The organism is Acidovorax sp. LjRoot118, assembly GCF_964253575.1.
GTDB lineage: Bacteria > Pseudomonadota > Gammaproteobacteria > Burkholderiales > Burkholderiaceae_C > Acidovorax.
This window is the reverse complement of sequence record NZ_CAXURB020000001.1, coordinates 915,969-933,659: the sequence shown is the minus strand read 5'-3', so window position 1 is coordinate 933,659 and position 17,691 is coordinate 915,969. Positions and strand designations below refer to the sequence as shown.

Here is a 17,691-nt window from a genome sequence, read left to right as displayed (position 1 = left end):
GCGCAGCCGCCGATTATATTGGCATTTAGTCAATACTGACTAACACGGATGCAAGGTTTACCGTGCCTTCACATGGTGCAAGGCCTGGAAACACCAAGTCGGGCGTTTGTCCTACAGGCCCAGCGTCGATGCAGGAAAGCCCGGTGCACTTTTTCCGTGCAGCCATTCATTGAGTGTTTCACGCACCAGCACGCGGCGCTCGGGCTCGCGGCCCGTCACGCCCACGCAGCGCTCCGGGTCCAGCCGGTGCATGACCCATTGCGGCGACCATAGCACACTGGGAATGTCCAGCGGGTCGGCCGAGGCGCTGCGCCGGCAGGTGATGATGTGGTCCCAGGTGCCGCGCCAGCGCACGAAGCGCGCATGGCGGCGGATCACCTCGTCGTACGAGCGCGCCAGCATGGTGAAGCGCCGGCCCGTACGCGCCCAGGCCTGCAGCGACTCCACCACCGCACGCTCGCCCAGGGGCCAGTCATGGAAATGGGCATCGCTGACCACGATCTCCTCCCAGCCGTCACGCGCCGCCGTGGCCAGCGCATCGCGCACCAGTTGGATAAAGGTCTCGCGGCTGGCGAAGCGGCCCGAAGGCAGCTCGCCCGGCACGGCGGCAGACGGTGGGTTGCTGGGATCGTGCGTCACGGTCAGTCCTCCTCGGTGTCCTCGGTATCGGAATGGGCCCATCCTGCATCGCACCAGGACGAAATCAGCTCCAGCGCGTCGTCGCTGGCGCGCGCCAGCTCGCGCTCGGACAGGCGCCGGTGGTCGGCCAGGCGCCGCATCAGCGTGGCGTCGCGGCCGGCGGCGCGGTAGCTCTCGCCGTTGATGAACACATGCTGCGCGTCGTACATCATGCGGGTGCGGCGGTCCAGCACCACCCCCTCGATCATGGCGCCCGATGCATCAGGGTCGAACCAGACGTTGGGCTTGGGCTCGGTCAGGTACTCGCCCAGGGCGCGCTCCAGTGCCAGCGGCTCGGCCAGGGCACGGGCCAGCGCCTCGCGCGCGAAGTCCTGCAGGCTGGCAGGGATAGCCGCGGGCTGCTCCACAGCCTCCTGGCGCGGGTCGCGGTAGAGCACGCGGGCATCACCCTCCTCGGCCTCTTCGGTCAGGCGCACCAGCAGCTCGTTGGCGAGCTCGGCCCGTGCCGGCGCGCGAAAGCCGATGGAATAGGTCATGCACTCGCCCTCGGCTATGCCGTCGTGGGCATAGCGCGGCGGCAGATAGAGCATGTCGCCGGGCTCGAGCACGAACTCATCCTCGGGCTCGAACTGCGCCAACACCTTGAGCGGTATGCCCTCCTTGAGCGTAAGGTCCTTCTGGCGACCGATGCGCCAGCGCCGCCGGCCATGGGCCTGCAGCAGGAACACGTCGTAGCTGTCGAAGTGCGGGCCCACGCCGCCGCCATCGCTGGCGTAGCTGATCATGAGGTCGTCCAGCCGCGCCTCGGGCACGAAGCGGAACTGCTGCATCAGCGCATGCACGCCCTGGTCGTGCAAGTCCACGCCCTGCACCAGCAGCGTCCAGTCGGGCTGCTTGAGCGAGGGCAGCGCGCGGCGTGTGAACGGCCCCTGGCGAAGCTTCCAGACGCCCTTGACCTGCTGCACCAGGCGCGACTCCACCCCCTCCTGGCCTGCCAGGTCGAACAGTGCACGGGGCTGCACCGGTGCCGCGAAGCCCGGGATCGCCTGGCGCACCAGGAGCGGCTTTTTCTGCCAATGGCGGCGCATGAACTGGGCAGGGGTGAGTCCGCCCAGAAGGGTCAGGGGTTGGTGGGCGTCCATGGGTACTGTGTGGCCCTTTGCAGGGCGGTTGGTCAAACTGCGACAATTCTCCTATGGAAATTACCGAACAATGTGTGGTCGCCCTGACCTGGATCCTCAAGGACACCCTTGGCGAGGAACTCGACGTGCTCGACGAGCCGGTGGAGTTCCTGGTGGGGGGCGATGATCTGCTGCCCCGTATCGAAGAGGCCCTGCAGGGCCACAGCGCAGGCGCCTCGGTGGCGCTGCACCTGGAGCCCGAGGACGCTTTTGGCGACTTCAACGACCAATTGCTGTTCCTGGAGCCGCGCTCGCTGTTCCCGCAGGAAATCGAGGAAGGCATGACCTTCGATGGCACCGCCCTGCCCGAGGGCTGCAATCCCGACGCACCGCGCGACGTGCTGTACACGGTGGCCGAGATCTACCCCGAGCATGTGGTGCTGGACGGCAACCACCCGCTGGCGGGCATCGCGCTGCGCCTGCAGCTCACGGTGCAGTCGGTGCGCGAAGCCACCGAAGACGAAATCGGCCAGGGCAGTGCCGGCACGGGTTTCTTCCGCGTCCAGCCCCAGGCGCCCGGGAACGACCTGCTGCACTGAACGACCACGGGCCCTCATGAGGGCCCGTTCGTTGCTCGCAGCGCGAGCGGTCGCCGGATGGATCAGATGCGCGAGATCTGGCCGTCGAACAGGCGCACGCGATCGCCTACGCGCAGGTCGCCGGGCGATGGCACGTCATAGGCGCGGTAGCCACCGTGGTCCAGCTGGATGGAGACCCGGTACGCCTGGGTGTACCCGCTGTTGTTGCGCCCCTCGACGGCATTGCCCGCCACTGCACCGCCCAGCACGCCCACGGCCGTGGCTGCGGCGCGGCCCGAACCGCCGCCGATCGAGTTGCCGATCACCCCGCCGACCACGGCGCCGATGATGGCACCGGCGCCCGAGGTGCGCCCCTGGCCCTGGGACTGCATCACCTCGATATTCGCCACCCGGCCAAACTCGGTGGGCACAGGGTTGGAAGACGAGTACACCGGCGCCTGGGTCTGGTAGCCGCCGCCGGCGTAGTATTCCTGCGAGCGCGGGGGAGCACCGCAGGCAGCCAAGCTCCCGATGAGGATGAGGGAGCCAGTCAGCGTGGCGATACGGGTCGTCTTGTTCATTGCAATCTCCTGGAAATGGATCTCGACGGGCGACCGACTGCACCAACGCAGCGGTCCTTGCCCGACCGTGTTGAGATTGAAGCACCGGCCAAGGGTTCCCAGCGCCATCCGGTAGCGGGAGGCCGCGTCAGCCGTCACCTACAGCATAGGAAAGCCTGACGGGCCGCCTGTAAGCGTTTGTTCAGAAGATGACAAATGGCAGGCGTGGACTCAGGCCTTGCCGGTGGAGCCGTAGCCGCCTTCGCCGCGCTCCGTCGCGGTGAACTCGGTGACCACATTGAACTGCGCCTGCACCACGGGCACGATGACCAATTGCGCCAGGCGCTCCATGGGTGCGAGCGTGAAGGCCGTGCTGCTGCGGTTCCAGGCGCTCACCATGAGCTGGCCCTGGTAGTCGCTGTCGATCAGGCCCACCAGGTTGCCCAGCACGATGCCGTGCTTGTGACCGAGGCCCGAGCGCGGCAGGATCAGCGCGGCATACCCAGGGTCCTTGAGGTAGATGGATATGCCCGTGGGCACCAGTTGCCAGGCATTGGGCTCCAGGGTCAGCGGCGCATCCAGGCAGGCCCGCAGGTCGAGCCCCGCGCTGCCGGGTGTGGCGTAGGTGGGCAACTGGTCCGCCATGCGCGGATCGAGAATCTTGACGTCAATCTTCACTTCTTGTTTCCTGTCTTGCGCTGCTGGGCCCCTTGCCGCTGGCGCTCCTTCACGGCCGCTGGCGGCACCACTGCGGTGCCTGCCGATGCGGCAGCATTGATCACGATGCCCATGAACCACCACAGGCCGGCCATCACCGCCAACCCAAACCACGAGCCCTGGCCCACCATCACGAGCGTGAGCGCATGCACCGCCGCGACCACGGCCAGCAGCGTGCGGGCGATGCGCACCATGCCGAGGAAGGGCGACACCACTTTCAGCAGATCGGGGGGCAAGGCCACCGCCAGCGGTACCGGGCTGGCGCCGCCCTGGCGTGCCGCCGCCTGCGCGGAGCCGGGGGCCACGCCGCCGGGCAACTGGTGCTGCTGCGTGACCTGCGCGGAATGGGCCGCCTGCGCCCGCCCCGACTGCAGCGCCTGGGAGGCGCTCAGCCGCTCCACATAGCTGGCGAAGTCGCCATTGGGCGGAGTGTCCCATTCGGGCTTGATCGAGTGCATCGTCATAGGGCCTCCCCGCAGGGCTCAAGAAATGGGCGAAAAACCATCAGCCGCGCCGCGCGGGCAGTCGTGCAGCCACCTCGCCCACCAGGCGCTGCGCCAGGGAGCGCTTGGACGCCAGGGGCAGTTCGCGGTGGCCATGCTCATCCACCAGCAGCAGGGCATTGTCGTCCTGGCCGAAGGTGGCAGGGCCGATATTGCCCACCAGCAGCGGAATTTTCTTGCGCAGGCGCTTGGCTGTGGCATGGGCCAGCAGGTCGTGGCTCTCTGCTGCAAAACCCACGCAGTAGAGTTCGCCGGACAGCGCCTCTGGCAACCGGGCCACGGTGGCCAGGATGTCGGGGTTCTCGACGAAGGCCAGCGTCGGGGCCTGGCCCGAGCCGTCCTTCTTGATCTTTTCATCGGCCTGCGTGGCCGGGCGCCAGTCGGCCACGGCCGCCGTGGCGATGAACACCGAGGACGTGGGCGCCAGCGCCATCACCGCAGCCAGCATCTGCTGGGCCGACTGCACGTTGACCCGCTGCACGCCACGCGGCGTGGGCAGGTGCACGGGCCCAGCCACCAGGGTCACCTCTGCACCCGCTTCGCGCGCGGCACGGGCGATGGAAAAGCCCATCTTGCCGCTCGACAGGTTGGTGATGCCGCGCACCGGGTCGATGGCCTCGAAGGTCGGGCCCGCCGTGATCAGCACCTTGCGCCCGGCCAGGGGCTTGGGCGTGAAGAAGGCGATCAATTCGTCGAGCAGCTCCAGCGGCTCCAGCATGCGGCCGTCGCCGGTTTCGCCACAGGCCTGGTCGCCATTGCCCACGCCGAGCACCCGGGCGCCGTCTTTCGCGACCTGGGCCAGGTTGCGCTGGGTCGCGGGGTGGGCCCACATCTCGCGGTTCATGGCGGGCGCCAGCAGCAGGGGCACACGGTCCATGGGGCGCGCCAGGCACAGCAGGCTGAGCAGCTCGTCGGAGCGGCCCTCGACGAGCCGGGCGATGAAATCGGCGCTGCAGGGCGCGATCAGGATGGCGTCGGCCTCGCGGCTCAGGTTGATGTGGGGCATGTTGTTGGGCTCGCGCGCGTCCCACTGCGAGCCGTACACGGGGCGCCCCGACAGGGCCTGCATGGTCACCGGCGTGATGAACTGCCCGGCCGCCTCGGTCATCACCACCTGCACGGTGGCGCCCTCCTTGATCAGTTGGCGGCATAGATCGGCCGACTTGTAGCAAGCCACGCCTCCGCTCAGTCCCAGAACAATGTGTTTGCCAGCAAGCTCATTCATGGGCGCGAATTTAGCAGACGGCCAGCCTGCCGGTGCATGGTTGCGAAAGACCTTGGCAGGCCCGGTGCCGGGCGGCCATCTATAATCCCAATTTCCCACCACCAAAAAAGACATGACCAAATTTGTCTTCGTCACCGGCGGTGTGGTGTCTTCCCTGGGCAAGGGAATCGCCTCAGCCTCCCTTGCCGCGATCCTCGAATCGCGGGGCCTCAAAGTCACCCTCATCAAGCTCGACCCGTACATCAACGTGGATCCGGGCACCATGTCACCGTTCCAGCATGGCGAAGTGTTCGTCACGGACGATGGCGCCGAAACCGATCTCGACCTGGGTCACTATGAGCGTTTCATCGAAACGCGCATGAAAAAGACCAACAACTTCACGACCGGCCGCATCTACCAGAGCGTGCTGGAAAAGGAGCGCAGGGGCGACTACCTGGGCAAGACCGTGCAGGTGATTCCGCACGTCACCAATGAAATCCAGGAGTACATCAAGCGCGGCGCCGGCGTCGGCACCGATGACGCCGTGGACGTGGCCATCGTGGAAGTCGGCGGCACCGTGGGCGACATCGAGTCGCTGCCGTTCCTCGAAGCCGTGCGCCAGCTGAGCCTGAAGCTCGGCCCCAACAACGCCGCCTTCGTGCACCTGACCTATGTGCCGTGGATCGCCGCGGCCGGCGAGCTCAAGACCAAGCCGACCCAGCACACCGTGCAGGAGCTGCGCAAGATCGGTATCCAGCCCGACGCGCTGCTGTGCCGCGCCGACCGCCGCATGCCCGAGGACGAGCGTGCCAAGATCTCGCTGTTCACCAACGTGCCCGAGTGGGGCGTGATCAGCATGTGGGACGTGGACACCATCTACAAGGTGCCGCGCATGCTGCACGAGCAGGGACTTGATGGCCTGATCTGCGACAAGCTGCGCCTGAACACGCCGCCCACCAGCCTCAAGCGCTGGGACCAGCTGGTGTACGAAACCGAGCACCCGCAGGGCGAGGTCACCATCGCCATGGTCGGCAAGTACGTGGACCTGTCGGACAGCTACAAGTCGGTGAACGAGGCGCTGCGCCACGCCGGCATGAAGAACCACGTGCGCGTGAAGATCGAGCACGTGGACTCCGAGACCATCAACGCCGCCGACGCGGCCGAGAAGCTCGCCAAGTACGACGCCATCCTGGTGCCCGGCGGCTTTGGCGCACGCGGGGTGGAAGGCAAGATCAGCACCGCCCGCTTTGCCCGCGAGCAGCAGGTGCCCTACCTGGGCATTTGCCTCGGCATGCAGGTGGCCACCATCGAGTATGCGCGCCATGTGGCCGGCCTCAAGGACGCCAACAGCACCGAATTCGAGCCTGCCACGCCGCACCCCGTGATCGCCCTGATCACCGAGTGGAAGGACGCCGACGGCACCATCAAGCAGCGCGACGAGAACTCCGACCTGGGCGGCACCATGCGCCTGGGCGCGCAGAGCTCGGACGTTTCGGCCGGCACGCTGGCGCACGAGATCTACGGCAACATCGTGACCGAGCGCCACCGCCACCGCTACGAAGCCAACGTGAACTACCTGGACCAGTTGCGCAAGGCGGGCCTGGTGATCTCGGCACTGACGCAGCGCGAGCAGCTCACCGAGATCGTCGAGTTGCCCAAGAGCGTGCACCCCTGGTTCATCGGCGTGCAGTTCCACCCCGAGTTCAAGTCCACCCCCTGGAATGGCCACCCGCTGTTCAACGCTTTCATCAAGGCGGCGGTGGAGCACCAAAAGAGCCTGCAGCAGCCCGCCGTGGCGGCCTGATCGGCACAACCCATCCAGAAAAGAAGAGACCCTGCCATGAAACTCTGCGGCTTTGACGTCGGCCTGGAACACCGCTTCTTCCTCATCGCGGGCCCCTGCGTGATCGAGTCCGAGCAACTGCAGATGGACGTGGCCGGGCAGCTCAAGGAGATCACGGGCGCGCTGGGCATTCCGTTCATCTTCAAGAGCAGCTTCGACAAGGCCAACCGGTCTTCGGGCACCAGCTTTCGCGGCCCGGGCCGCGACAAGGGCCTGGAAATCCTGGCCAAGATCCGCAAGGACCTGGGCGTGCCGGTGCTCACCGACGTGCACACCGAGGACGACATCACCGAGGCCGCCAAGGTGGTCGACGTGCTGCAGACGCCGGCCTTCCTGTGCCGCCAGACCGACTTCATCCGCGCCGTGGCGCAGTCGGGCAAGCCGGTGAACATCAAGAAGGGCCAGTTCCTCGCGCCGCACGACATGAAGAACGTGATCGACAAGGCCCGCGCTGCCGCGAAGGACGCCGGCCTGCCCGAGGACAGCTTCATGGCCTGCGAGCGTGGCGCGAGCTTTGGCTACAACAACCTGGTGTCGGACATGCGCAGCCTGTCCATCATGCGCGAGACCAACGCCCCGGTGGTGTTCGACGCCACGCATTCGGTGCAGCTGCCCGGCGGCAACGGCACCAGCAGTGGCGGCCAGCGCGAGATGGTGCCGGTGCTGGCACGCGCGGCCGTGGCCGTGGGCGTGGCCGGCCTGTTCATGGAAACCCACCCGGACCCGGCCAACGCCCTGTCCGACGGCCCCAATGCCGTGCCCCTCAAGCACATGAAGGCGCTGCTGGAGACGCTGGTGGCGCTGGACGGCATCACCAAGAAGAACGGTTTTCTCGAAAACAACTTTGGAGCCTGAGACATGAGCAGTGGTTACGTCATCGCATCCGTCACCGTCACCAACCCCACGCAGTACGAGGAGTACCGCAAGTGGAGCACCATCGCCATGCAGGCGCATGGCGCCGAAGTCTGCGTGCGCGGCGGCAAGGTCGAGGTGCTGGAAGGCGACTGGAACCCCGGCCGCACCGTGATCCTCAAGTTCCCGAGCTTCGAAGCGGCCCGCGCGTTCTACGACACGCCCGAGTACCAGAAGGCCAAGGCCGCGCGCGAAGGCGCTGCCATCATGCGCATGGTCTGCGTAGAAGGCGTCTAAGAAGGTGCGAACGAACCCGCCATGCCCGCTCATCCCGCCAAAACACGCGCGCTCGTCGTTGCAAATGCTCGCCATAGCCCGAGCTATGGCTGTGCTTTGCGCCTAGATCGCACGGGTTTTGGCGGCCTGCTCTGGCACGCCGGATTCATTCACACCTTCTGATTCCGTACCCCGTTCGTACCTGGGCCCCTCAAACACTATCAAATCGGTAGCATAGAATCGCGACCGACGCGCGGCGGCGCCAGGCACCGCAGGTGGTTTGCCCCTCCTCCCTGCCCGTCCGGATGAATTTCAAAAACCCTCAAGGAAGATCATGAGTGCCATTGTTGACATCGTAGGCCGCGAAGTGCTGGACAGCCGCGGCAACCCCACCGTCGAATGCGACGTGCTGCTGGAGTCGGGCGTGATGGGCCGTGCGGCCGTGCCTTCGGGCGCCTCCACCGGCAGCCGCGAAGCCATCGAGCTGCGCGACGGCGACAAGAGTCGCTACCTGGGCAAGGGCGTGCTCAAGGCGGTGGAGCACATCAACACCGAGATCTCCGAAGCCGTGCTGGGCCTGGATGCCTCCGAGCAGGCCTTCCTGGACAAGACGCTGATCGACCTGGATGGCACCGACAACAAGGGCCGCCTGGGCGCCAACGCCATGCTGGCGGTTTCGATGGCCGTGGCACGCGCTGCCGCCGAAGAGTCTGGCCTGCCGCTGTACCGCTACCTGGGCGGCATGGGCAGCATGCAGCTGCCCGTGCCCATGATGAACGTGATCAATGGCGGCGCACACGCCAACAACAGCCTGGACCTGCAGGAGTTCATGATCATCCCCGTGGGCGCCCCCACCTTCCGCGAAGCCCTGCGCTGGGGCGCCGAAGTGTTCCATGCCTTGAAGAAGATCCTGCACGACAAGGGCATCAGCACCGCCGTGGGCGACGAAGGCGGCTTTGCCCCCAGCGTCGAGAACCATGAAGCGGCCATCGTGCTGATCCTGCAGGCCATCGAAGCCGCTGGCTACACGGCCGGCGAGCAGATCGCCCTGGGCCTCGATTGCGCGGCCAGCGAGTTCTACAAGGACGGCCACTACGTGCTCGAAGGCGAAGGCGGCCTGAAGCTCACCGCCACACAATGGACCGACATGCTGGCATCGTGGTGCGACAAGTACCCGATCATCAGCATCGAAGACGGCATGCACGAAGGCGACTGGGACGGCTGGAAGATCCTGACCGATCGCCTGGGCAAGAACGTGCAGCTGGTGGGCGACGACCTGTTCGTCACCAACACCAAGATCCTCAAGGAAGGCATCGACAAGAAGATCGCCAACTCGATCCTGATCAAGATCAACCAGATCGGCACGCTGACCGAGACCTTCGCCGCCATCGAGATGGCCAAGCGCGCTGGCTACACCGCCGTGATCTCGCACCGCTCGGGCGAAACCGAAGACAGCACCATCGCCGACATCGCCGTGGGTACCAATGCCGGCCAGATCAAGACCGGCTCGCTGTCGCGCTCGGACCGCATCGCCAAGTACAACCAGCTGCTGCGCATCGAGGAAGACCTGGGCGACATCGCCCACTACCCCGGCCGCGCTGCGTTCTACAACCTGCGCTGACCCCTGCCCGCATGCCGGCCCGGCCGCCTGCCCTGTTGCGCGCCGCCCGCCCCCCACGGGGCGGCGCGGTGGCCATGGTGCGTGGCTGGTAAGCTAAAGCGCCATGGTCAACCGCCTTGTTCCCGTTGTGCTGCTGGCCCTGCTGGCAGCCGTGCACGCCCAGCTGTGGCTGGGGCGCGGCAGCCTGCCGCGCGTGAACGAGATGCAGCGCCAGATCGACGTGCAAAAGGCCGCCAACGCACAGGCGCAGCAGGCCAACGAGCGCCTGACCTCCGAGGTGCATGACCTCAAGGAGGGCCTGGACATGGTCGAGGAAAAGGCGCGCAGCGAGCTGGGCATGGTGCGGCCCAACGAAATCTACGTGCAGTTCACGCCGCGCTGAGCGGCGTAGGCTCTCCCTTTCACAGACCGATTCCGTGCCTTTGAAGATCGTGCTGCTGGGCGCGCCCGGCACCGGCGCACAGGATCTGGCCGACGCCCTGGCGGCGCACCTGGCCGCCACGCCCTCCTCCACACCCGTGACGCTGGTCGTGCTGGCGGACTTCTCCGCCCTGGACCAGACCGCCTCCATGGCACTGCTGATGGGCCTGGACCTGCCCTGCCCGCCAGACCAGCAGCCCGCCCAGCAGGCGGCCGACGCGCAGCTGCGCGCGGCGCTCAATGCGGCGGGCGTTGCCTACCGGGTGGTGTATGGAACAGGGCCGGCCCGTCTGGCCAGCGCCTTGCGCGCACTAGGCGCCGTGCTGGGCATGCCTGAAAGCGATGCCGTGCAGGCCAACGAATCCCGCGCGGCCCGTCTGCGCGCCTATGGGTGCGAAAAATGCAGCGATCCGGTGTGTGAGCACCGGCTGTTCACTGCGCTGACCCGGCCTCCTGCGCCAGGCTGCGCTTGAGCTCCTTGAGCAGCAACACCACCTGGCTGGAGCCGTGGCGGTAGCCGCCATTGAGCACCTGCACCACGCGCGGCCATTCGCCCTGCTGCGCCAGCTCGACAATGGTGGCGGCCTGTTCGTGGAAATACTCGTGGCGCGCCACCAGCAGGGTGAAGGCCGGGCGGTCGCCCAGCAGTTCGGCACCCACACCGTGCAGCCAGCGGCCCAGGGCGTCCTGGTCGGTGCGGCGCACCATGGCCGGGTCCAGCCCCTTGGAGGAGCGGCCTTCGAGGTAGTCCATCAGCCGCTCTTTCCAGCGCTCGTGGGCGTTGATGGCGGCGTCCAGGTCGAGCACGGCCAGCACCGTGTCGGCACGCCGGGAGTCCTGCGCGAGCGAGCTTTCGTAAAGCGCCAGTGGCGGCACTCCCCTGTGGCGGGCACCCATGCCCATGACGCGACTCAGAAACCCCATGACAGCCCTTTGTAACAGGCCTTGATGGTAGACCCGCCGCGCTGCACGTGCCGGCCGCGATTGTCAACGATGGTCAGATGGCCAGCCCGGTGCGGCGGCCACCGCCCCTATTGCATGCCCGTGGGCGCTGGCGGCTGGATGATGGCCGGCTCCACGAAGATCTGCGCCGCATCCACCGCATCGAAGCGGTACTGCTGGCCGCAGAACTCGCAGCCCACCTCGATCTCGCCGCGCTCGGCCAGGATGCTCTCGGCCTCCTCTGCGCCCAGGTTGCGCAGCATGGTGCTCACGCGTTCGCGGCTGCAGGTGCACGCAAAGCGCGGGCCCGTCTCGCCCTGCTGGGGCGTAAAGCGCACCAGCTTCTCCTCCCAGAACAGGCGGCGCAGAATGGTGTCCACGTCCAGGCTCAGCAGTTCCTCGCGGGTCAGGCTGGCGGCCAGGTGGGCGATGCGGTTGTAGTCTTCGTTGTGGCCGATCTGGTCTTCGTTCTCGCGGTGCGACAGACCGGAGGCCAGATTGCCCTCGCCCTTGATGGGCATGCGCTGGATCAAGAGACCCGCCGCCACCTTGTCGTTGGCGCCCAGCACCAGCACGGTGTCGAGCTGCTCGGACTGCAGCATGTAGTGCTGCAGCACGTCCGACAGGCGGTCGAGCTTTTCGTGGTGGTCGCCGTGCAGCGGCACCACGCCCTGGTAGGGCTGCTGGCCGGGGTGGCGGTTCTTGGGGTCGAGCGTGATGGCGCAGCGCCCGCCGCCGCCCACGTTCACCATCTGGCTCAGGCGGGCGTCGGCCGGCACCTCGCCGGTGACGGTGGCGGTGGCGCGCAGCGAGAGGTCGGACTGCACCTCGGCCACGGCCAGCTTCACCGGCCCGTCGCCAAACACCTGCAGGACCAGCGCGCCATTGAACTTGATGTTCGACTGCATCAGCACGCCTGCCGCCGCCATCTCGCCGAGCAGCTCGGTAACGGGGGCGGCGTAGGCGCCCGTGGCCGAGTTGCCGGCACGCCGGGCCAGGATGTCGGTCCAGGCGTCAGTCAGGCGCACGAGCATGCCGCGCACAGGCAGGCCATCGAAGAGGAATTTGTGAAGTTCAGACACTAAGCAGGGTTCCGTTGAAAAGTCGGGATTGGCTGGCCGTTGCTCAGCCGATCCGGTGCAGGCCGCTCTGGAAGCGGCGCGCATTGTCGATGTAATGCTGCGCGCTCTGGCGCAGGCCCTCGATCTGCTCGGGGCTCAGTTCGCGGACCGCCTTCGCGGGGCTGCCGATGATCATGGAGCCATCGGGAAACTCCTTGCCTTCGGTCACCAGCGCGCCGGCGCCCACCAGGCAGTGCTTGCCGATCTTGGCGCCGTTGAGCACGATGGCCCCGATGCCGATCAGCGATTCATCGCCGATGGTGCAGCCGTGCAGCATGACCTGGTGGCCCACCGTCACGCGCTCGCCCACCACCAGCGGCTTGCCGATGTCGGCGTGCAGCACGCTGGCATCCTGGATGTTGGAGCCGGCGCCGATGGTGATGCTTTCCGTGTCGCCACGCACCACGGTGCCGAACCAGACGCTCGCGTCCTCGCCCAGCACCACGTTGCCCATGACCTGGGCGCTGTCGGCCACCCAGGCCGAAGCGGCCACCTGGGGAATCGCACCATCGAGTTCGTAAATCGCCATACCGCAGACTCCAGACAGAAAGAAAATATTGCCCGCATCGGGGCCTGCCAATGGTTACAAAGCGTTTGCGGCGTTGCAGATGGCAGGGCCTAGAATTGTAAGGATGGAGCTACGCCAACGTGCACTGCAGGTCTTGTGCCTTACAGACCCCGAACAAAAAGCGGCGCAGTCGCTGAGCCTGCACGCGCAGGCCGCTCAGCTTTCAATAGCAGACAAAGCCCCTGAAGGCCCTGCGGACCCTGGCGCACTGCCCGGTCGCCCGGAGCGCCCGGTGTTGCTGCGGCACACCGAGTTGGCCCGCCGCTCCCCCGCCACGCCCGAAGGCCGGGCCATTTTGCTGCACGCCATCGCCCACATCGAGTTCAACGCCATCAACCTGGCGCTCGACGCCGTCTGGCGCTTCGATGGCATGCCAGGCGCCTACTACCTGGACTGGCTGCGCGTGGCGGCCGAGGAGGCCACCCACTTCAACCTGCTGCGCGAACACCTGCGCACGCACGGCCATGACTATGGCGACTTCCCGGCCCACCAGGGCCAGTGGACCATGTGCGAGAAGACGCAGGACGATGTCCTGGCGCGCATGGCTCTGGTACCGCGCACGATGGAGGCGCGCGGCCTGGATGCCACCCCGCAGATCCAGCGCAAGCTGCGCCAGGTTGGCTCGCCCGATGCGCTGGCCGCCGTGGACATCCTCGAGATCATCCTGCGCGACGAGGTGGGCCATGTCGCCATCGGCAACCACTGGTACCGCTGGCTGTGCACGCGCCAGGGGCTGGAGCCCGAGGCGCACTACGGCGTGCTGGCGCGCCAATATGAAGCGCCGCGCCTGAAGCCGCCGTTCAACGATGCCGCCCGCCGTGCCGCCGGGTTCACCGACACCGAGCTCCTGTGGCTCCAGCAGGGCTGAGCAGGCTGCTCGGACACCCGAACTTCCCTACAATGCCTCGCGTCCCCCCTCCCTTCATGCACAGCCAACGCATCCACGATCCATGTCCACCCACCCTGCCCATGGAACCACCTACCCTGCCCGGCCTGCCCCGGGCCAGTCTTCCGTGGCAATGATCGCGCGCCAGGCCATCGTCAATGGCCAGCAGATCGTGGTCGGCTACGAGCTGTTCAACCGCTCGCGCACCGAAGCGGCCCACACGGCGGCCAGCGATGTGATCCTGATCTTCAATGCCCTCTCGCATGCGGGCACCGAAGAGCTCGTGGGCAAGAAGCTGATCTTCGTGAACTGCACGCACGAAAGCCTCTCGGGCGGCCACCTGGAGCTGCTGGACCCGGACAAGGTGGTGCTGGAGATACCTCCCCTGGGCCACGCCGCAACCGATGAGGTGGCTGCGCGCCTGCCCATCCTCAGCGGCCTGCGCGAACGCGGCTTTCACCTGGCGTTCAACCATACGGTGCTGCAATCGACCTATGCCCCCTGGCTGCCGCTGGCCGACTACATCAAGCTCGACCTGTCGGTGCTGGCGGTCGACCAGCTGGCGGTGCTGATCAGCTATGCCGGGCGCCACTCCCAGGCCGAACTGATCGCCGAGAAGGTGGAAACCGCCCAGCAGTACGACACGGTCTCCACCCAGGGCGTGCAGCTGTTCCAGGGCTACTGGTTCGCCCGCCCAGCACTGGTCGAGGCGAAACTGCTCACGCCGGCCCAAAGCAGCATCATCCAGCTGATCAACCTGGTGCGCCAACAGGCCAGCACCGACGAGATCGAAGAGGTGCTCAAGAAGGATGCGGGCCTGGCCTTCAACCTCATGCGCCTGATCAATTCGGCCGGGTTCGGCATGAACCGCGAGATCACCTCCTTCCGCCAGGCGGTGATGCTGATGGGCCTGAAAAAGCTCTTCCGCTGGGCAGCCCTGCTGCTCACGGCCTCGCGCACCAGCGGCGCGCCCTCGTCCGTGGGCCAGACCGCCGTGGTGCGCGGGCGCCTGATGGAACTGCTGGCGCTGGAGACCCTGCCCCCCGACGAGGCCGACCAGGCCTTCGTCGTGGGCATCTTCTCCCTGCTGGACGTGATGCTCTCCATCCCCATGGAATCGGCCATCGGCCTGCTCAACGTGCCCGAGGCATCCGCTGCGGCCCTGCTGCGCCGCGAGGGCTTCCTCGGTGACCTGCTGAACCTGGCCGAGGCCTGCGAATCCAGCGACGACGCCGTTTTCGACCGCGCCGCCGGCACCTTGCACCTGTCCAGCCAGCAGATCAACCTGGCCCACCTGCAGGCCCTGGCCTGGGCCGACCAATTGACCGAGGACTGACCGAGGATTGACCCTGCGGTCGAGAGACGTGCAAGATGCATACAGAAGGATTACTGCAGCGGGTCTAGAATCCGATCCAGTAGCCCTCTCTGTCTATCCCTATCCAAGCGCCCATGTCGACCACCCCTGAACAAGCCGCCTCCGAAGTCGATCCGACCCAGGAGAACGTCGAAGACAGCAATCTGGCCATCATTGCGCGCCAGCCCATCGTGGACCAGCACCGCGCCGTGTATGGCTACGAGCTGTTCGACCGCTCCACCGCCACCGCCTCGCACACCGCCGCCAGCGATGCCGCCCTGCTGTTCAACGCCCTGTCGTACGCAGGCACCGAGGCCCTGGTGGGCAAGAAGACCGTCTTCATCAACTGCACGCACGACAGCCTGGCGGGCGGCCACCTGGAGCTGATCCACCCCGAAAAGGTGGTGCTCGAAGTGCCCCCGCTGCCCGACAGTGCCACCCAGGAAGAGATCGACGGCCGCGTTCCCGTGCTCGAGTCGCTGCGCGCCCGTGGCTTTCGCCTGGCGTTCAACCAGCATGCCCTGCGCCGGGCCTATGCCAGCTGGATGCCGCTGGCGGCTTACATCAAGCTGGACATGCAGGCCTTCAAGCCCGAGCTGGCAGGCCCGCTGGTCAAGTTTGCCGGCAACTACGCCAAGGCCACGCTGGTGGCTGAAAAGGTGGAGACGCCCGAGCAGTTCAAGATGATGCTCGACCTGGGCGTGAAGCTGTTCCAGGGTTTCTGGTTCGCCAAGCCCTCGCTGGTCAAGGCCACCACCATCCGGCCTTCGCAGGCCACCATCATCCAGCTGATCAACCTGGTGCGCAAACAGGCCAGCACCTCCGAGATCGAGGACCTGCTCAAGAAGGACCCCACGCTGTCCTTCAACCTGCTGCGCTTCATCAACTCCTCGGGCTTCGGCCTGTCGTGCGAGATCACCTCGTTCCGGCACGCGGTGATGATCCTCGGCCTGAAAAAGCTGTTCCGCTGGGCGGCGCTGCTCATGACTACCTCGCGCGCCGACGGCTCGCCGCCGGCCGTGGGCCAGACCGCCGTGGTGCGCGGCCGCCTGATGGAGCTGCTGGCCACCGAACTGCTGCCGCCCGAAGAGTGCGACAACGCCTTCGTGGTGGGCGTGTTCTCGCTGCTGGACACCATGCTCAACGTGCCGATTGAGAAGGCCCTGGAATCCGTGGCACTGCCCCAGACCGTGACCGACGCACTGCTGCACAACACCGGTGTGTTCGCCCCATTCCTGGAGCTGACCAAGGCCTGCGAAAGCGGCGACGAAGTGGTGTTTGCCCGCACGGCCGAAGCCCTGCACCTGTCGAACCGCCAGGTCAACTGGGCCCACCTGCAGGCGCTGACCTGGGCCGAAAGCCTCAACGCAGACTGACCGCGCACCGGCCGCGCCATGCGACAAAGGGGAGCCAGTGGCTCCCCTTTTGCATTCTTCGGGCGCTTACTGCCCCTTGATGCCCGCCGCGCGGATGATGCGCAGGTTGGCCTCGGACTCCGCGGCAATGCGCTTGCCGAAGTCGGCCGCCGTGCCGCCCAGGGGCACGTTGTCGGAAGCGTCGAGCTTGCTGCGCACATCGGGCAGGGCCAGCACCTTGTTGATCTCGGCATTGAGCCGGGCCACCACGGCGGCAGGCATGCCCGCCGGTGCGAACACCCCGAACAGCGAGGACAGGTTGGCCGCGCCCTGACCCAGCTCGGCCAGGGTGGGCACGTCGGGCAGGGTGTCGAGCCGGTCGGGAGCACCCACTGCCAGGGCCTTGAGCTTGCCGGCCTTGATGTGCTGCAGCACGGCCGGCCCGGCGTTGGTGGACAGGATCTCGAACTGCCCGCTGAGCGCGTCGTTCATCTGCTGGCCGCCGCCCTTGTAGGGGATGTGCGTCATCTGCACGCCGCTGGTGTGCATGACCTGCTCCAGCATGATGTGGCCCAGCGACGCCTGGCCCGAGGTGGCCCAGCGGATGGCGCCCGGTTTGGCCTTGGCCTGCGCCAGCAGGTCGCGAAAATCGCGCGCGCTGCTGGCCGGCGTGCCCAGCAGCAGCACGGGCGAGTACATCACGGTGGCCACCGGCACGATGTCCTTGGCCGGATCGAAGGGCGATGCGCCCAGGTGTGGATTCAGCGCCAGAGGGCTGATGGCCGCAAAGCCCAGGGTGTGCCCGTCCGTCGCCTTGGCCACGGCATCCAGGCCGATGCTGCCGCTGGCCCCGGCCTTGTTCTCGATCACCACCGGCTGGCCCAGCGGGCCCGCGAGCTTGTCGGCCAGCAGCCGCGCCACCACATCGCTCACGCCCCCGGCCGGGTAGGCCACCACGATGCGCACCGGCCGCGTGGGCCAGGTCGGCGCCTGGGCGTGCGCCAAGGCAGGCGCCAGCAGCAGCGCGGCACTGCTGGCCAACCCTCCCAGCGCAGCGCGCCGGCTGGAGTTCACGCTATGGTTGTCGGATTCCATGTTCAGTCCTTTTTTTGGATTCAATATCTCGGGGGA

20 protein-coding genes are annotated in these 17,691 nt (G+C 66.8%); 10 read left to right on the top strand and 10 right to left on the bottom strand.

The window, feature by feature from the left end; all coding sequences use genetic code 11:
* Positions 1–111: 111 nt before the first annotated feature.
* The gene (locus ACSQ9E_RS04450; RefSeq protein WP_436217002.1) at positions 112–639 is read right to left on the bottom strand and encodes a hypothetical protein; all 528 of its coding nucleotides are present in this window, start codon (positions 637–639) and stop codon (positions 112–114) included.
* A gap of 2 nt (positions 640–641) precedes the next feature.
* Entirely contained in the window at positions 642–1,781 is a 1,140-nt protein-coding gene (locus ACSQ9E_RS04445) for a JmjC domain-containing protein (RefSeq protein WP_436217001.1), read from the bottom strand.
* Positions 1,782–1,834: 53 nt separating this feature from the next.
* On the opposite strand from ACSQ9E_RS04445, the gene ACSQ9E_RS04440 reads away from it, so the two are divergent.
* Entirely contained in the window at positions 1,835–2,359 is a 525-nt protein-coding gene (locus tag ACSQ9E_RS04440) for an FKBP-type peptidyl-prolyl cis-trans isomerase (RefSeq protein WP_436179320.1), read from the top strand.
* A gap of 62 nt (positions 2,360–2,421) precedes the next feature.
* Here the strand turns inward: ACSQ9E_RS04440 and ACSQ9E_RS04435 are convergent, their stop codons facing one another.
* The 4 genes from ACSQ9E_RS04435 to coaBC all read right to left on the bottom strand — a co-directional run bounded on the left by ACSQ9E_RS04435 (position 2,422) and on the right by coaBC (position 5,343).
* The gene (locus ACSQ9E_RS04435) at positions 2,422–2,919 is read right to left on the bottom strand and encodes a glycine zipper 2TM domain-containing protein (RefSeq protein WP_057202259.1); all 498 of its coding nucleotides are present in this window, start codon (positions 2,917–2,919) and stop codon (positions 2,422–2,424) included.
* A gap of 210 nt (positions 2,920–3,129) precedes the next feature.
* The gene (gene dut / locus ACSQ9E_RS04430) at positions 3,130–3,576 is read right to left on the bottom strand and encodes a dUTP diphosphatase (RefSeq protein WP_436217000.1); all 447 of its coding nucleotides are present in this window, start codon (positions 3,574–3,576) and stop codon (positions 3,130–3,132) included.
* A complete protein-coding gene (locus tag ACSQ9E_RS04425) occupies positions 3,573–4,079 on the bottom strand; it encodes a hypothetical protein (RefSeq protein WP_436216999.1) in 507 nt (168 codons plus the stop codon). The genes dut and ACSQ9E_RS04425 overlap by 4 nt, the downstream gene beginning before the upstream one ends.
* 40 nt (positions 4,080–4,119) lie before the next feature.
* A complete protein-coding gene (gene coaBC, locus ACSQ9E_RS04420; RefSeq protein WP_436216998.1) occupies positions 4,120–5,343 on the bottom strand; it encodes a bifunctional phosphopantothenoylcysteine decarboxylase/phosphopantothenate--cysteine ligase CoaBC in 1,224 nt (407 codons plus the stop codon).
* Positions 5,344–5,455: 112 nt separating this feature from the next.
* Here coaBC and ACSQ9E_RS04415 point away from each other — a divergent pair, with 112 nt between their 5' ends.
* The 6 genes from ACSQ9E_RS04415 (at position 5,456) to ACSQ9E_RS04390 (ending at position 10,807) form a co-directional block, all read left to right on the top strand.
* Positions 5,456–7,126 carry a CTP synthase gene (locus tag ACSQ9E_RS04415; RefSeq protein WP_057202251.1) on the top strand — a complete coding sequence of 557 codons (1,671 nt, stop codon included), beginning with the start codon at positions 5,456–5,458 and terminating at the stop codon, positions 7,124–7,126.
* A gap of 36 nt (positions 7,127–7,162) precedes the next feature.
* Entirely contained in the window at positions 7,163–8,020 is an 858-nt protein-coding gene (gene kdsA, locus ACSQ9E_RS04410; protein ID WP_305745762.1) for a 3-deoxy-8-phosphooctulonate synthase, read from the top strand.
* A gap of 3 nt (positions 8,021–8,023) precedes the next feature.
* A complete protein-coding gene (locus tag ACSQ9E_RS04405; protein WP_007859228.1) occupies positions 8,024–8,314 on the top strand; it encodes a DUF1330 domain-containing protein in 291 nt (96 codons plus the stop codon).
* 313 nt (positions 8,315–8,627) lie between these two features.
* Positions 8,628–9,914 (top strand): phosphopyruvate hydratase, encoded by a 1,287-nt coding sequence (eno, locus tag ACSQ9E_RS04400; protein WP_057268171.1) that lies wholly within the window; start codon positions 8,628–8,630, stop codon positions 9,912–9,914.
* A 103-nt stretch (positions 9,915–10,017) separates the two neighbouring features.
* A complete protein-coding gene (locus ACSQ9E_RS04395) occupies positions 10,018–10,296 on the top strand; it encodes a septum formation initiator family protein (protein ID WP_057202245.1) in 279 nt (92 codons plus the stop codon).
* A 34-nt stretch (positions 10,297–10,330) separates the two neighbouring features.
* Positions 10,331–10,807 carry a hypothetical protein gene (locus ACSQ9E_RS04390; protein WP_436216997.1) on the top strand — a complete coding sequence of 159 codons (477 nt, stop codon included), beginning with the start codon at positions 10,331–10,333 and terminating at the stop codon, positions 10,805–10,807.
* Here ACSQ9E_RS04390 and ACSQ9E_RS04385 read toward each other — a convergent pair.
* The 3 genes from ACSQ9E_RS04385 to ACSQ9E_RS04375 form a co-directional block, all read right to left on the bottom strand.
* Positions 10,767–11,258: a CZB domain-containing protein gene (locus tag ACSQ9E_RS04385; protein WP_427999755.1), complete on the bottom strand. Its 492-nt coding sequence runs from the start codon at positions 11,256–11,258 to the stop codon at positions 10,767–10,769. The two genes, ACSQ9E_RS04390 and ACSQ9E_RS04385, sit on opposite strands and share 41 nt — an antisense overlap.
* Before the next feature lie 107 nt (positions 11,259–11,365).
* Entirely contained in the window at positions 11,366–12,358 is a 993-nt protein-coding gene (locus ACSQ9E_RS04380; RefSeq protein ID WP_436216996.1) for an Hsp33 family molecular chaperone HslO, read from the bottom strand.
* 43 nt (positions 12,359–12,401) lie between these two features.
* Entirely contained in the window at positions 12,402–12,926 is a 525-nt protein-coding gene (locus ACSQ9E_RS04375) for a gamma carbonic anhydrase family protein (protein WP_057202237.1), read from the bottom strand.
* Between the two features lie 103 nt (positions 12,927–13,029).
* On the opposite strand from ACSQ9E_RS04375, the gene ACSQ9E_RS04370 reads away from it, so the two are divergent.
* From ACSQ9E_RS04370 to ACSQ9E_RS04360, 3 genes are all read left to right on the top strand, one after another.
* The gene (locus ACSQ9E_RS04370) at positions 13,030–13,833 is read left to right on the top strand and encodes a ferritin-like domain-containing protein (RefSeq protein ID WP_057268176.1); all 804 of its coding nucleotides are present in this window, start codon (positions 13,030–13,032) and stop codon (positions 13,831–13,833) included.
* Positions 13,834–13,915: 82 nt separating this feature from the next.
* Positions 13,916–15,187, top strand: a complete 1,272-nt coding sequence (locus tag ACSQ9E_RS04365; RefSeq protein WP_057268177.1) for an EAL and HDOD domain-containing protein — start codon at positions 13,916–13,918, stop codon at positions 15,185–15,187.
* A 113-nt stretch (positions 15,188–15,300) separates the two neighbouring features.
* Entirely contained in the window at positions 15,301–16,581 is a 1,281-nt protein-coding gene (locus ACSQ9E_RS04360) for an EAL and HDOD domain-containing protein (protein ID WP_427999753.1), read from the top strand.
* Between the two features lie 66 nt (positions 16,582–16,647).
* Here the strand turns inward: ACSQ9E_RS04360 and ACSQ9E_RS04355 are convergent, their stop codons facing one another.
* Positions 16,648–17,655 (bottom strand): Bug family tripartite tricarboxylate transporter substrate binding protein, encoded by a 1,008-nt coding sequence (locus ACSQ9E_RS04355; RefSeq protein WP_436216995.1) that lies wholly within the window; start codon positions 17,653–17,655, stop codon positions 16,648–16,650.
* Between the last annotated feature and the right edge of the window lie 36 nt (positions 17,656–17,691).

Excerpts from the sequence above, each read along its gene's own strand:
- ACSQ9E_RS04445 (WP_436217001.1), bottom strand. The coding sequence starts at position 1,781 with ATGGACGCCCACCAACCCCTGACCCTTCTGGGCGGACTCACCCCTGCC.
- ACSQ9E_RS04440 (WP_436179320.1), top strand. The coding sequence starts at position 1,835 with ATGGAAATTACCGAACAATGTGTGGTCGCCCTGACCTGGATCCTCAAG.
- ACSQ9E_RS04435 (WP_057202259.1), bottom strand. The coding sequence starts at position 2,919 with ATGAACAAGACGACCCGTATCGCCACGCTGACTGGCTCCCTCATCCTC.
- ACSQ9E_RS04425 (WP_436216999.1), bottom strand. The coding sequence starts at position 4,079 with ATGACGATGCACTCGATCAAGCCCGAATGGGACACTCCGCCCAATGGC.
- coaBC (WP_436216998.1), bottom strand. The coding sequence starts at position 5,343 with ATGAATGAGCTTGCTGGCAAACACATTGTTCTGGGACTGAGCGGAGGC.
- ACSQ9E_RS04415 (WP_057202251.1), top strand. The coding sequence starts at position 5,456 with ATGACCAAATTTGTCTTCGTCACCGGCGGTGTGGTGTCTTCCCTGGGC.
- kdsA (WP_305745762.1), top strand. The coding sequence starts at position 7,163 with ATGAAACTCTGCGGCTTTGACGTCGGCCTGGAACACCGCTTCTTCCTC.
- ACSQ9E_RS04405 (WP_007859228.1), top strand. The coding sequence starts at position 8,024 with ATGAGCAGTGGTTACGTCATCGCATCCGTCACCGTCACCAACCCCACG.
- eno (WP_057268171.1), top strand. The coding sequence starts at position 8,628 with ATGAGTGCCATTGTTGACATCGTAGGCCGCGAAGTGCTGGACAGCCGC.
- ACSQ9E_RS04395 (WP_057202245.1), top strand. The coding sequence starts at position 10,018 with ATGGTCAACCGCCTTGTTCCCGTTGTGCTGCTGGCCCTGCTGGCAGCC.
- ACSQ9E_RS04385 (WP_427999755.1), bottom strand. The coding sequence starts at position 11,258 with ATGGGGTTTCTGAGTCGCGTCATGGGCATGGGTGCCCGCCACAGGGGA.
- ACSQ9E_RS04375 (WP_057202237.1), bottom strand. The coding sequence starts at position 12,926 with ATGGCGATTTACGAACTCGATGGTGCGATTCCCCAGGTGGCCGCTTCG.
- ACSQ9E_RS04370 (WP_057268176.1), top strand. The coding sequence starts at position 13,030 with ATGGAGCTACGCCAACGTGCACTGCAGGTCTTGTGCCTTACAGACCCC.
- ACSQ9E_RS04365 (WP_057268177.1), top strand. The coding sequence starts at position 13,916 with ATGTCCACCCACCCTGCCCATGGAACCACCTACCCTGCCCGGCCTGCC.
- ACSQ9E_RS04360 (WP_427999753.1), top strand. The coding sequence starts at position 15,301 with ATGTCGACCACCCCTGAACAAGCCGCCTCCGAAGTCGATCCGACCCAG.
- ACSQ9E_RS04355 (WP_436216995.1), bottom strand. The coding sequence starts at position 17,655 with ATGGAATCCGACAACCATAGCGTGAACTCCAGCCGGCGCGCTGCGCTG.